The 13,157-nt window shown below is 74.9% G+C and carries 12 protein-coding genes; 7 read left to right on the plus strand and 5 right to left on the minus strand.

Annotation, left to right across the window (positions count from 1 at the left end; genetic code table 11):
• Window positions 1–11 precede the first annotated feature (11 nt).
• Together OG294_RS09800 and OG294_RS09805 are read right to left on the minus strand one after the other, a co-directional pair.
• Window positions 12–725 (minus strand): polysaccharide deacetylase family protein, encoded by a 714-nt coding sequence (locus OG294_RS09800; RefSeq protein WP_327066068.1) that lies wholly within the window; start codon window positions 723–725, stop codon window positions 12–14.
• Window positions 722–1,837: an MGDG synthase family glycosyltransferase gene (locus OG294_RS09805; protein WP_327066069.1), complete on the minus strand. Its 1,116-nt coding sequence runs from the start codon at window positions 1,835–1,837 to the stop codon at window positions 722–724. The genes OG294_RS09800 and OG294_RS09805 overlap by 4 nt, the downstream gene beginning before the upstream one ends.
• A 518-nt stretch (window positions 1,838–2,355) precedes the next feature.
• On the opposite strand from OG294_RS09805, the gene OG294_RS09810 reads away from it, so the two are divergent.
• The 3 genes from OG294_RS09810 (at window position 2,356) to OG294_RS09820 (ending at window position 6,260) form a co-directional block, all read left to right on the plus strand.
• The gene (locus OG294_RS09810) at window positions 2,356–3,033 is read left to right on the plus strand and encodes a response regulator transcription factor (RefSeq protein ID WP_327066070.1); all 678 of its coding nucleotides are present in this window, start codon (window positions 2,356–2,358) and stop codon (window positions 3,031–3,033) included.
• 82 nt (window positions 3,034–3,115) lie between these two features.
• Window positions 3,116–4,480: a sensor histidine kinase gene (locus tag OG294_RS09815; RefSeq protein ID WP_442789322.1), complete on the plus strand. Its 1,365-nt coding sequence runs from the start codon at window positions 3,116–3,118 to the stop codon at window positions 4,478–4,480.
• A 115-nt stretch (window positions 4,481–4,595) separates the two neighbouring features.
• Window positions 4,596–6,260, plus strand: a complete 1,665-nt coding sequence (locus tag OG294_RS09820; RefSeq protein WP_327066072.1) for a sigma-70 family RNA polymerase sigma factor — start codon at window positions 4,596–4,598, stop codon at window positions 6,258–6,260.
• A 102-nt stretch (window positions 6,261–6,362) separates the two neighbouring features.
• Here OG294_RS09820 and OG294_RS09825 read toward each other — a convergent pair whose 3' ends face one another.
• On the minus strand, window positions 6,363–6,719 hold the full coding sequence (locus tag OG294_RS09825) for a hypothetical protein (RefSeq protein ID WP_327066073.1): 357 nt from the start codon (window positions 6,717–6,719) through the stop codon (window positions 6,363–6,365).
• 229 nt (window positions 6,720–6,948) lie between these two features.
• On the opposite strand from OG294_RS09825, the gene OG294_RS09830 reads away from it, so the two are divergent.
• Both OG294_RS09830 and OG294_RS09835 read left to right on the plus strand, forming a co-directional pair.
• Window positions 6,949–7,395 (plus strand): MarR family winged helix-turn-helix transcriptional regulator, encoded by a 447-nt coding sequence (locus tag OG294_RS09830; RefSeq protein WP_327066074.1) that lies wholly within the window; start codon window positions 6,949–6,951, stop codon window positions 7,393–7,395.
• Window positions 7,396–7,469: 74 nt separating this feature from the next.
• Window positions 7,470–9,560 carry a S9 family peptidase gene (locus OG294_RS09835; RefSeq protein ID WP_327066075.1) on the plus strand — a complete coding sequence of 697 codons (2,091 nt, stop codon included), beginning with the start codon at window positions 7,470–7,472 and terminating at the stop codon, window positions 9,558–9,560.
• Window positions 9,561–9,584: 24 nt separating this feature from the next.
• On the opposite strand, the gene OG294_RS09840 is transcribed toward OG294_RS09835, so the two are convergent.
• On the minus strand, window positions 9,585–9,935 hold the full coding sequence (locus OG294_RS09840) for a hypothetical protein (RefSeq protein ID WP_327066076.1): 351 nt from the start codon (window positions 9,933–9,935) through the stop codon (window positions 9,585–9,587).
• A 192-nt stretch (window positions 9,936–10,127) separates the two neighbouring features.
• On the opposite strand from OG294_RS09840, the gene OG294_RS09845 reads away from it, so the two are divergent.
• Both OG294_RS09845 and OG294_RS09850 read left to right on the plus strand, forming a co-directional pair.
• Window positions 10,128–10,316, plus strand: a complete 189-nt coding sequence (locus OG294_RS09845) for a hypothetical protein (protein ID WP_327066077.1) — start codon at window positions 10,128–10,130, stop codon at window positions 10,314–10,316.
• Between the two features lie 227 nt (window positions 10,317–10,543).
• Entirely contained in the window at window positions 10,544–12,586 is a 2,043-nt protein-coding gene (locus OG294_RS09850; protein WP_327066078.1) for a transglycosylase domain-containing protein, read from the plus strand.
• A gap of 93 nt (window positions 12,587–12,679) precedes the next feature.
• Here OG294_RS09850 and OG294_RS09855 read toward each other — a convergent pair whose 3' ends face one another.
• Window positions 12,680–13,153, minus strand: coding sequence for a hypothetical protein (locus OG294_RS09855; protein ID WP_327066079.1), 474 nt, complete (start codon window positions 13,151–13,153; stop codon window positions 12,680–12,682).
• Window positions 13,154–13,157 lie beyond the last annotated feature (4 nt).

A 13,157-nucleotide genomic window follows, 5' to 3' on the forward strand; every position in this document is an offset into this window, starting at 1 on the left:
GGTGCACCAGCTCAGATCCCGTGGTCGCGCAGCGGGCCGACCGCGAGCCCCCGCTGCTCGCACAGCTCCAGCAGCCGGGGCAGCGCGCCCAGCGTGGCGCGCCAGGACTCGGGCGCGGAGGTGCAGTCCGAGTCGTGCAGCAGCACGGTGCCGCCGGCCAGCGGGGTGCGGGTGAGGGTGCGCAGCACCGACTCGGGCGTGGCCGAGGCGGTCCAGTCCCGTCCCCAGTGGGTCCAGAGCACCGGCGTCAGCCCGTTCTCCTTCGCCGCGTAGAGCGCCGAGGCGCTCAGCACCCCGTACGGCGGCCGGTACCAGCGCGGCTGCTGTCCGGTGACGGAGGCCACCAGGTCGCGGGCCCGCGCCACGTCGTCGCGGGTGGCCCGGGGCGAGCGGACCAGCAGCGGGCGGTGCTCCCAGCCGTGCACCGCCACCTCGTGCCCGGCCTCGACCAGTTCCCGGCCGAGCTCGGGAGCCCGCTGCAGCATCCGGCCGAGCAGGAAGAAGGTCGCCCTGGTGCCGGTCTTCGCCAGCTCCGCCAGGAAGCGCGGGGTGGAAGCCGGATCCGGGCCGTCGTCGAAGGTCAGCGCGACGTGGCCCGGGTCGCCGGGGCCGCTCAGCCCCGGGGCGAGCAGCGGGCGCAGCGGGCCGAGCGAGGTGAGCGCAGGCAGGCTGTGGCCCACCGCGAGGGCGCCGGCGGTCAGCGCCAGCGTACGGACCGGCTTCACGAGGCCACCTCCAGGATCGTCGCCGGAGCGGGCAGCCCGCCGGCCAGGTCGGCCACGATCGCGTCGGGCCGGGCGGCGGGCCGCCGGCGCGGCGCGGCGCCCTGGGCGAGCGCATCGGCCAAGGCGGCCCCCAGCCGCTTCTCCTCGCGTATCCAGTCGGCCAGTCCGGCCTCGTCCAGCGCGGCGGCGTTGGTCACCCCGTGCCCCGGCAGGCAGCGGTAGCTGACCACCGGCAGGCCGCTGGCCATCGCCTCCAGCGAGGTGAGGCCGCCGGCGTTCTGTACCACCACGTCGCAGGCCCGCAGCAGGTCCGGCATGTCGTCCACCCAGCCGAGCGCCACGCCGTGGCCGGCGGCGGAGATCCGCTCGCGCATCGCCTCGTTGTGCCCGCAGACGGTGACCGGCACGGCCCGGCCCGAGGCGGCGATCTCGCGGGCCGTCAGCTCGACCTCGCCGACCCCCCAGGAGCCGGCCGTGACCAGCGCGATCGGTCCCTCGGCGGGCAGCCCGAAGCGGGCCCGCGCGCGCCGCCGCTCGGCCGCCGAGCGGGCCGGGCGGAAGGCCGGGCCGACCAGCGGGTCGCAGATCTCCACCCGGCGCGCGCCGTGGCGCTGCGCCTGGTCGGCGGCGACCGGGTGCAGCGCGAGGTGCAGGTCGACGCCCTCGGCCACCCAGAGCGGGTGCACCGACATGTCGGTGAGGAAGGTGGCCACCGGCACCCCCAGCCGGCCGCGCCGGCGCAGCCGGCCCAGCGCCTGGCTGGCCAGCGGGTAGGTGGAGACCACCGCGGCCGTCCCGGCCCCGGCCAGCTTCGCGGTCCGCCGGCCGCCGGCCACCGCGAACAGGGCGCCGACCAGCGCCGCGGAGTGCCGGTTCTTCTCCAGGCCGCGCAGCAGCCAGCCCCAGGCCCAGGGCGCGACCTTGAGCTCCAGCGCGTAGCTGCCGCGCAGCAGCCGCCCGCAGCCGCGCGGCAGCAGGTCGAGGAAGTCGTGGCACTCGGCATCGAACCCGGCCGTCCGCAGGCGGCGGACCAGTTCGCGGGCGGCGCCGTCGTGGCCCGCCCCCACGCTCGCGGACACGACGACGATCCGGCGCGGCTGTGTCGACCGCATCAGGCTCCTTCCAGAGCGGGTGCGGCCGACCGCCGACGGCGGAGACCGCACCCGCGACTCCACTGCGTCTGACGGATGTACCGGGGAGAACGGGGTGTCCGGCGGTGCGCGGGCCGATCCCCGACCCGCGCACCGAGCACCCCGACTCCCTTGGCCGGGCTCGGTCGGGAACCTGAGGAACCGCCCCCGGCACACCGGTCCGATCCGGTCGGGCCGGGCGGCCCCGGTGTCGACGTCCGCCCCACCGCCCCGGTGGGCCGGTCAGGCACGTGACGGTAGGCCGCCCAGCGGGAGTCCATGTGGCGGTTGACCGGACACCAGGTGTCCGGACCCCGACGGGTCGGCCAACTGCGCACCGAATCGCCCGGGATGACCGGGTTGCCGGTGACCGGCGCCCTGCGTGCACCCGCCCTGTGGACTGCTGCGGCACAGCATGGGCGGCGGTTGCTGAAGCCGGGCTGAAGGCAGCTGAAGCCGTCTTCAGCAAACGCCTAGGCGCGCCTGGGATCCTGGTCGGCATGCGGGTACTGGTGGTGGAGGACGAGCGGCGACTGGCCGCGGCGCTGCAGCGCGGGCTGCAGGCCGAGGGCATGACCGTCGACGTGGCCCACGACGGGCCCCAGGGCCTGTGGCTGGCGGGCGAGCACGACTACGACGTGATCGTGCTGGACATCATGCTGCCCGGTGTCAACGGCTACCGGGTCTGCGCCCGGCTGCGGGCGGCGGGCAACGAGGCGGGCATCCTGATGCTCACCGCCAAGGACGGCGAGTACGACGAGGCCGAGGCGCTGGACACCGGCGCCGACGACTTCCTCTCCAAGCCCTTCTCCTACGTGGTCCTGGTGGCCCGGCTGCGCGCGCTGGCCCGGCGCACCGGGCGGCGGCGCCCGCAGTCGCTGGAGTTCGGCGACCTGGTGCTCGACCCGGCGCGGCACAGCTGCACCCGCGGCGGCACCCCGATCAAGCTGACCGCCCGCGAGTTCGCCGTGCTGGAGTGCCTGGCGCAGCGGGCCGGCGAGGTGGTGGCCAAGCGCGAGATCCTGGAGCAGATCTGGGACAGCGCCTTCGAGGGCGACCCCAACGTCGTGGAGGTGCACATCAGCGCGGTGCGGCGCAAGATCGACGCGCCGTTCGGCCGCAGCGCGCTGGAGACCGTGCGCGGGGTCGGCTACCGGCTGGCGGCCGACGGTGGCTGAGGCGGCGGACAGCGCCGCGGACGTGACGGCCGACGGGGCCCGCCCCGCGGTCCGACGGCGGGCCCTCGACCGGCTGCGCCCGATGACGGTGCGGGCCCGCGCCACCCTCGGGGCCAGCGCGGTGGTGGCCGCCGCCCTGGCCCTCGCCTCGCTCGCGCTGCTCGGCCTGCTGGACGCCAACCTGCTGCACAACGCCGAGAGCGACGCCGAGGCACAGGCCACCACCGTGGCCCAGCTCGCCGACGCCGGCCGGCTCGACCCGCTGCTGACGCCCACCCACGGCGCGGACTTCCTGCAGGTGGTGGCCGCCGACGGACGGGTGCTCACCGCCAGCCAGAACCTGCTCGGCCGCCCGCCGGTGGCCGCCCAGCGGCCCACCGTCCCCGGCGTCGTGCGCACCACCTGGGACACCGGACCGCTCGGCCGGGACAACCGCCAGCGGGTGGTGGAGGTCACCACGCGGACCGGCCAGGGTCTGGTCACCGTCTACGCCGGCACCTCGCTGCGGGACGCCGACGCCGCCGACTCGACCACCGCCGCCGCACTCGCCGTGGGCGGGCCGCTGCTGCTGCTCACCGTGGCCTGGGTCACCTGGTGGGTGACCGGGCGGGCGCTGCGCCCGGTGGAGGCGATCCGGGCCGAGGTCGCCGAGATCAGCGACCGGGATCTGCACCGCCGGGTCTCGGTGCCGCGCACCCATGACGAGATCGCCCGGCTGGCCGTCACCATGAACAGCACCCTGGACCGCCTGGAGTCCTCCGGGCAGCGCCAGCGCCAGTTCATCGCGGACGCCTCGCACGAGCTGCGCAGCCCGATCGCGGTGCTGCGCACCCAGCTGGAGGTGGCCCTCGCGGTGCCCGACCCGGCACTGCGGCCCGAGCTGATCAGCGGCGCGCTGGAGGACACCGACCGGCTCCAGCAGCTGGCCGCCGACCTGCTGCTGCTGGCCCGGATCGACGCCGCCGAGCCCGCACCGCGGGCCGAGCTGGACCTGACCGAGCTGGTCGAGGAGGCGATCGGCCAACGGCGCGGCGACCCGCTGCCGATCCGCGCGCAGCTGGCCCCGGGGGTCGCGGTGACCGGCAGCGGCCTGTGGCTGACCCGGGTGGTGACCAACCTGCTGGACAACGCGCAGCGCTTCGCGGTGCGGGAGGTCACAGTGCTGCTGCGGCCCACCGAGGACGGGCGCTGCGCCGTCCTGGAGGTGCGCGACGACGGCCCCGGCATCCCGGCGGCGGACCGCGAGCGCGTCTTCGAGCGCTTCACCCGGCTGGACGACGCCCGCAGCCGCGATCACGGCGGCAGCGGCCTGGGCCTGGCGATCGCCCGCGACCTGGCCGCCCACCACGGCGGCACGCTGACCGCCGAGCCCGCCGACCAGGGCGCCCGCCTGGTGGCGCGCCTGCCGCTGGCCGCCCCACGCCCCCGGGCGGTTCTCGCGCGCTGAGCGTCCCTAGGATTCTCTGCCGTCAGGCCGGATTCGCGAGAAGGTTTTCGTTATCGGCCGGCACCGGACGCGTCTCCCAAGGTGGACAGGCCGTTGGACGGAGAGGGTGGGCACGGTGGACAGGGCAGTGGACGAGGACGTGGTGGACCGGGCACGGACCGGCGACGAGCGTGCCCGCCAGGAGCTGATCTCCGGGCACCTGCCGCTGGTCTACAACATCGTGGGCCGCGCGCTCAACGGGCATCCGGACACCGACGACGTGGTCCAGGAGACCATGCTGCGCGCGGTGGACGGGCTGCCCGAGCTGCGCGAGCCGGGCGCCTTCCGGTCCTGGCTGGTAGCGATCGCGATGAACCAGGTGCGCGACCGGCACCGCGCGCAGCAGGCCGCCCAGGCCGGCGGCGGTCTCGACGAGGCGCGCGAGATCGCCGACCCGGCCAGCGACTTCGTGGCCCTGACGATCGTCCGGCTGGGCCTGTCCGGCCAGCGCCGCGAGGTCGCCGAGGCCACCCGCTGGCTGGAGCCCGCCGAGCGCGAGCTGCTGGCGCTGTGGTGGCAGGAGGCCGCGGGCGAGCTGAACCGGGCCGAGCTGGCGGCGGCGCTGGAGCTGACGCCGCAGCACACGGCGGTGCGGGTGCAGCGGGCCAAGGAGCGGCTGGACACCGCCCGGGTGGTGGTCCGGGCGCTGGCCGCCACCCCCGCCTGCCCCGAGCTGGCCGCGCTCACCGCCGACTGGGACGGGCAGCCGGGGGCGCTGTGGCGCAAGCGGATCGCCCGCCACGCGCGGGACTGCGCCACCTGCCAGGGCCGGGCGGACGACCTCGTCCCGGCCGAGGGGCTGCTGGCCGGGCTCGCCCTGCTGCCGCTGCCCCGCCGGCTGCACGCCCGGCCCACCGCGAGCGCCAACGGCACCGGCACCGGCACCGGACACGGCACCGCTCACGGCGGCCGGGCGGCGGCCCGTTCCGGCGCGGCCCACCGCCCCACCGCAGGCCACGGCTCGCGGCAGCGCCCCGGCGCAGGCCGGCGCCGGTCCACCCGCCCGCGTGGTCGCCGCCGCGTGACGGTGCTGGCCCTCGGGGCGCTGGCCGCGCTGGTGGCGGCCGGGCTGGTCTGGGACGGGCTGCAGCCGACCCCGCGGACCGCCGACGCGGCGGGCGCACCGCCCAGGACCTCGGCCGAGCCGGCCGGCCTGCTGATCCCGGGCGCGGGGGTGGTGCTGGACGCGGTCTCCGGGGTGGCCTCCCCGAGCCCCACCGCCGCGCCGTCGTCCTCCCCGTCCCCGTCGCAGCCGCAGCCGCCGTCCGCCGCGCCCTCGACCCTCCAGGCGGCGCCGCCGACCGCCGCCCCGGCGGCCACGCCCACCACCACCGCCCCGCGCGCGGGCGCCGCCGCCGGCAGCGACGTCCAGCAGGTGCTCAGCCTGGTCAACACCCAGCGCGCGCAGAACGGTTGCGGCCCGCTCAGCGCGAACAGCAAGCTCCAGGCAGCCGCCCAGGGCCAGTCCAACGACATGGCGGCCCGTCAGTTCTTCGACCACACCAACCCGGACGGCGCCGGCCCGCAGCAGCGGATCGACGCGGCCGGCTACCAGTGGAGCAGCTGGGGCGAGAACATCGCCAAGGGACAGGGCAACGCCTCTTCGGTGATGGAGAGTTGGATGAACAGCCCGGGCCACCGCGCGAACATCCTCAACTGCTCCTTCAAGGAGATCGGCATCGGCGTCCACTACGGCAGCGGCGGCCCCTGGTGGACCCAGGACTTCGGCTCCCCCGCCTGACCCGACCCGGCCCGGCCCGCCACCGGTCCGGCCCAGCCGCTCGGTGGCGGCGGACACAGGAAAGGTCCTGCTCCGACCCCGGAGCAGGACCCCGACCGACCCTCAGCTCGCCCGCGTCACCCCGCCCGCCCCGGGCGGCGCCCCGAGATCCGGGACCGCGGCGGGCACGGCGCCCGCCGCGTTCGCCTGGGCGGCCTGGGCCGCCTGCACTTCGGCGCGGCCGAGCGCGAGGTGGGCGGCGCAGGCGACCACCACCCAGGCGAGGCCGCCGCTGTGGGTGTAGGCGTGCCCGGCAGTGTGCAGCTGCTGCTGATCGGTGCCGCAGTAGAGGCAGGCGTCGGCGTGCAGCTGCTCACCACTGACCAGCAACTGCTGGGCGGGGCCGTCGATCGGGTGGTAGTCGATCGCGATCGGCGGCCGGGCGGCGGTGAGCTGGTGCGGTGTCAGGTCCGAGGTCATCGGTTCAGCTCCAGGGTGAGATCTCCAGTGTTCTGGGCGGATCGACCTCGGTCACCCTGTGTGGCCGCTCGACTCCGCCCATGTGCTCAGACTGGCCCCGCTGGGCCGCCCGCGCACCCCGGATGGCCAGATTGGCCGCCCTGTGCGACCCACGGGGCGAACGGGGCCCACCTCACCCGGCACAACCGTTCCGCTGGCGAACGATTTCCTCCCTGATACCGTTCCTGCCATGAATGCCGCTGCCCGGGCGCCACTGACCGCCACCACCACCTACCGGCTCGGCCTTCTCGGCGCGCTCGCCCACGCCCGCTTCACCGAGCGGATCGGCTCGCTCGGCCTCAAGCCCAAGGACGTCGCCCTGCTCGGCCTGCTCCACTCCGAGGGCCCCACGACCCAGCTGGCGGTGGCCCGGCGCCTGGCCGTGGCCCCCAGCCTGGTGGTCACGGTGGCCGACCGGCTGGAGGCGCTGGGCGCCGTGCGCCGCCTGCGCGACCAGAGCGACCGGCGCCGTCAGCAGCTCGTCCTCACCGACACCGGCCTGGAGCTGCTGACCCGCTGCACCGCCATCGCCCGGGAGCTGGACGAGGAGCTGACCGCCGGCCTGGACCCGGCCGCCCGCCAGGCCCTGGACGCGGCTCTCGCCACCCTCACCACCACGCTCGGGCTGATGAACTGACGGCCCGTCGAGTCCCGCGCCACCACCGGGCCCCGGCGGCCGCAGGGCGCGCGGCGGATGCGAGAGTGTCCGGCATGCCGATGATCTCGCTGCCCCACCAGCTGTCCCGGACCCGTGGTTTCACCCTCGGCGCCGTCGATCAGGCCACCGTGACCCCCGACGGCGCCACCGTGCTCTTCCTGCGCAGCCGGGCCGGGGACGACCCGGTCAACTGCCTGTGGGCGTTGGACCTCGACAGCGGGCACGAGCGCCTGCTGGTCGACCCCGCCGAGCTGCTGGGCGGAGCCGCCGAGCAGCTGTCGGACGAGGAGCGGACCCGCCGCGAGCGCAGCCGCCGGCTGACCCGCGGCATCGCCTCCTACACCACCGACGCGGCGGCCGAGCTCGCCGTCTTCGCCCTCTCCGGCAGCCTGTGGACGGTGGACACCGGCACCGGCGCCGCCCGCCGGCTGCCCGCCGAGGGCGCGGTGGTCGACCCCCGTCCCGACCCCACCGGGCGCCGGATCGCCTACCTGAGCGGCGCCACCCTGCGCGTGATCGGCGCCGACGGCACCGGGGACCGGGCGCTGGCCGCCCCCGACGGCCCGCAGGTGACCTTCGGCGCCCCCGAGCACGTCGCCGCCGAGTCGATGCACCGCGACCGCGGCTACTGGTGGGCCCCCGACGGCGAGCGGCTGCTGGTCGCCCGGGTCGACGAGTCCGAGGTGCAGGTCTGGTACATCGCCGACCCGGCCAACCCGGACCGCCCGCCGCGCGCCATGCGCTACCCGGCGGCCGGCAGCCGCAACGCCGAGGTCACCCTCTGGCTCACCGAGCTGGACGGCACCCGGCGCGAGGTCCCCTGGGACCGGACCGCCTTCGAGTACCTGCCGGCCGCCGGCTGGGACCGGCACGGCCCCTTCGCCGCCGTGCAGAGCCGCGACCAGCGCACCGTGCGGGTGCTGGCCATCGACCCCGCCGACGGTTCCACCACCGTGCTGCACGAGCAGCGCGACGACCACTGGGTCCAGCTGGTGGCCGGCCTGCCCGCGCGCACCGCCGGCGGCGCGCTGCTCGGGCACCTCGACGAGGGGGACACCCGGCGCCTGACGGTGGCCGGCACCCCGGTCACCGAGCCCGGCCTCCAGCTGCGCGCGGTGCTCGGCACCGACGGCGAGACGGTGCTCTTCACCGGCGGCAGCGAACCGACCGAGATCCACCTGTGGTCCTACCACCCGGAGCGCGGCACCGAGCGGCTGACCTCCGAGCCGGGCGTGCACACCGGGCGGCTCAGCGGCGGCACCCTGGTGCACACCGCCCGCACCCTCGACCAGGCCGGCCCGCGCACCACCGTGCGGCGCCCGGGTCGGCCCGCCGTGCCGATCGCCGCGTTCGTCGAGACCCCGGTGCTGACGCTGCGCGTCATACCGGCCGCCGTCGGGCCGCGCGAGCTGCGCACCATGCTCTACCTGCCCTCCTGGCACCGGCCCGGCGACCCGGCGCTGCCCGTGCTGCTCGATCCGTACGCGGGACCGGCGGGGCAGAAGGTGCTCGCCCAGCAGGCCGGGCACACCCTGGCCTCGCAGTGGTTCGCCGAGCAGGGCTTCGCGGTGCTGGTCACCGACGGCGCCGGGGTGGGCGGGCGCGGCCCGGCCTGGGAGCGGGAGATCCACGGCGACACCTTCGGTCGGGTCCTGGACGACCAGGTGGACGCGCTGCACGAGGTGGACCGGCAGCACCCCGGGCTGCTGGACCTGGGGCGGGTCGGCATCCGGGGCTGGTCGTTCAGCGGCGGACTGGCCGCCCTGGCCGTGCTGCGCCGCCCCGACGTCTTCCACGCCGCGGTGGCCGGTGCCCCGGTCGGCGACCAGAGCCTGTACGACACGCACTGGCGCGAGCGGTTCCTGGGCGACCCCGCCGAGCACCCCGAGCGCTACGAGGCGTGCTCACCGCTCGCGGAGGCGCCGAAGCTGAGCCGTCCGCTGCTGCTGATCCACGGGCTGGCCGACGACAACGTGTTCGTCGCCAACACCCTGCGGCTGTCCACCGCGCTGCTGGCGGCCGGACGGCCGCACGAGGTGCTGCCGCTCAGCGGGGTGAGCCACTCCGGGCTCGCCTCGCCGCTCTACCCGCAGCTGCTCGGGCACCAGCTGGAGTTCCTCCAGCGGCACCTGGGCCTGGGCTGAGGCCCCGCGCGCTTTGGTCTTGCCCTACGGCTGGACGTCGCTGCGCCCGGAGACCCAGGCGATCGCGTCGTGCACCCCGCGCGCGTACTCGCGCACCTCGGCGTCCAGTCGCAGGTCCAGGTGGCGCACCTGGGCGGCCTGCTGCTCGGCGCCGAGCTGCGCCGGGCAGGGGCCCTCGGGTCCGCTGGCGACACTCGCGGTGACCGGGGCGAGCCGGCCTCGGCCGAGCGCCCAGCGGTAGCCGTCCAGGGCCCCCTCGCGGGCGTGCGAGGGTTCGAAGGGGGTGTCGCCGATGTACTCCAGGCGCGCGAGCGCGCTCTCAACCTGCTCCCGGGAACGCGCCCCGACTCGGGACGTCACATCGTGGCTGGTCATGACCGCAGACTAAGCACGCCGCCGTGGCCGGGGCGCCTTCGAGGGGGCCAAGGGGGCGAACACCCGCGAAGACCCTTCACGAAGTTCGTACCGATTCATCCCCTCTCGGAGGTGCGCGGAGGGCCACTTCGGTTCCACACTCGTGAGAGCAGGGCCATCCGGCCGACCACGCCCCGAACAACGGAGGCATTCATGTCCGAGCCCATCGACAGCGAGTCGCCCACCCCTGACCGCCTGCTGCACACCGGAGCCGAGCGCCCGATCGACCCGGTGGACCTGGTGATGGCCTCCGGCCAGGACCCGACCCCGGCGCTGATCGAGAAGGCGCGCCAGGCCATCGCACGGGACGGCGCGGCCGCCGTCGAGCGCGTGCTCCCCTGACGCCGAACGGGCGCCGTCACCTCGCGACGCCGCCGCTTCCGGGCCTGGCCCGGGAGCGGCGGCGTCGGCGTGCGCGGGCCAGGCTCGATGGCCCGCCCGACAGCGCTGCGAACACGAACGGCCCGGACCGCCCAGCACCCGTGGGTGCACGATTGTCGCAGGCTTGTGACAGATCCCGCTCGCCGATTGGTCCGATTTACTCATTTTTAGTGCTTAGGCTTCAGTGCATGTCTTCGTCGCACTCGGGCTCGTTCGTCCACAAGACCAAGCTCACCGCCACCTTCCTCGGTGTCAGTGTGGTGGCCGGCGCACTCACCGCGGGGCTCGCGCTGCCCGCCGTCGGTGGGCTCGGGCTGGGCGCCAAAAGCGCCGTGGGGGACTTCAACAGCCTGCCCGACGACTTCACCACACCCCCGCTCAGCCAGGCGTCGACGATCTACGACGCCAACGGCGGGGTGATCGCCACCGTCTTCGACCGCGACCGCACCGTGGTCCCCAGCGACCAGATATCCCCGCTGATGAAGTCGGCGCTGGTGGACATCGAGGACAACCGCTTCTACCAGCACGGCGCGATCGACGTGAAGGGTGTGCTGCGCGCACTGAGCAGCAACGCCTCGGGCGGCGGCACCCAGGGCGCCTCCACGCTCACCCAGCAGTACGTGAAGAACGTCTTCGTCGAGGAGGCCGGCAACGACTCGGCGGCCGTCCAGGCGGCGCAGGCGCAGGACGTGGGCCGCAAGGTCAAGGAGATGAAGTACGCGATCAAGGTCGAGCAGACCCTGACCAAGGACCAGATCCTGACCAACTACCTCAACATCACCTTCTTCGGTGAGCAGGCCTACGGGATCCAGGCCGCCTCCCAGCGCTACTTCGGCGTCGACGCCAAGGACCTCAGCCTGCCGCAGGCCGCACTGCTGGCCGGCCTGGTGCAGTCCCCCTCCGGGTACGACCCGATCGTCAACCCGAAGGCCGCCAAGGAGCGCCGGGACACCGTCCTGAAGAAGATGGCGCAGTACGGCACGATCACCCAGGCCCAGGCCGACCAGGCGATCGCCACCCCGGTCACGCTGAACGTCAACAAGCCGAACCAGGGCTGCATCACCGCCCAGCAGGGCGAGGGCTTCTTCTGCGACTACGTGAAGAACCAGGTGCTCAACGACCCGGCGTTCGGTGCCAGCTCGGCCGACCGGGCGGCGCTCTGGAAGCGCGGCGGCCTGCAGATCCACACCACCCTGGATCCCACGGCCCAGACCGCCCTGCAGAAGTCGGTCACCGGCCACGTGTACGCCACCGACAAGGCGGCGACCGCGATGACCATCGTGCAGCCGGGCACCGGGAAGATCATCGCGATGGGCCAGAGCCGCCCGTACGGGGTGAACGCCAACCAGACGCAGATCAACTACAACGTCACCAAGTCGATGGGCGGCGGCATCGGGTTCCCGACCGGCTCGACCTTCAAGCCGATCGTGGCGGCGGCGGCGCTGGAGAACGGGATCAACCCCTCGCAGTCCTACCCCTCGCCGTACAGCATGGCCTGGCCGAAGATGAAGGACTGCCAGGGCCAGGGCTTCCGCCCCGCCCAGGTGCACAACGACGCCACCTCGCTGGTCGGCCCCTTCACCATGGCGCCGGCCATGGCGCAGTCGGTGAACACCTACTTCGCCTCGCTGGAGGCGGACGCCGGGCTGTGCAACGTGGCGCAGATGACCAACAAGCTCGGGATCACCCAGCAGGCCGGCAACGAGCCGCTGCAGGTGGTGCCGGCGATGGCGCTGGGCAGCAACGACCTGACCCCGCTGGAGATGGCGAACGTCTACGCGACCTTCGCCGCGCACGGCACGTACTGCACGCCGACCGCGATCGCCAGCGTCACCGGCCCCGACGGCAAGCCGCTGAACGTGCCGCAGAGCCAGTGCAGCCAGGCGATGTCGGCCACCACCGCGGACGAGATCACCACGATGCTCAAGGGCGTGGTGCAGGACGGCACCGGCAGCCCGGCCGGCCTCACCGACCGGGACAGCGCCGGCAAGACCGGCACCACCAACGACAGCGAGCAGGTCTGGTTCGTCGGCTACACGCCGGAGCTGGCGGGCGCCACGGTGGTCACCGACACCGACAACCCGACCTCGCTGGACGGACAGCGGATCGGCGGCAAGTACGTCGACCAGGCCTTCGGCGGCACGCTGTCCGGGCCGATCTGGCGGGACGCGATGAGCGGCGCACTGCAGAACACCCCGCCGTCCTCGCTCGCCTCGGTGCCGCTGCCGTAGGCGGTACCGCCGCAGGCGATGCCACGGCCCGGGCCCGGCGGTCATTCCGCCGGGCCCGGGCCGTTTCCGTTCAGCCGCTTCCGTTCGGCCGGCTCAGTCCGCAAGCAGCTCGGTCACCGGGCCGGTGGTGCGCACCCCGCCGGCGGCCAGCTGCCGGCGCAGCACGGCGCGCAGCTGGGCCAGTCCGGCCGGGCGCAGGCCGGAGAGCATCAGGTGGCAGCCGTGGCCGTCGCGGTCGGTGATCCTCAGCACCGGGCCACCGCGGGTCCGCGGCAGGGCACGTGCCTCGGCCAGCCGGTCGAGCGCGACGGTCTTCCAGACGACGAAGAGCCGCACTACCAGGCGATCGCCGTCCAGCGCCAGCAGCACCCTGGTCCGCACCAGGACGAGCAGCGCGACCGCCACCCCGAAAGCGAGGCAGATGCCCCGGCCCGCCGACGCCCGGACGAACACGGCCACCAGCCCGGCGACGGCCAAGGGGATCACCGCGGCCCACTGCCACCGGCCGGAGGGCGTCAGAGCGATGGCGCCGGCGCTGATCGGCGGGCGGCGCAGAGAGTAGTACATGAGG

Source organism: Kitasatospora sp. NBC_01302 (assembly GCF_035976515.1).
In the GTDB taxonomy this organism is placed as follows: Bacteria; Actinomycetota; Actinomycetes; order Streptomycetales; family Streptomycetaceae; genus Kitasatospora.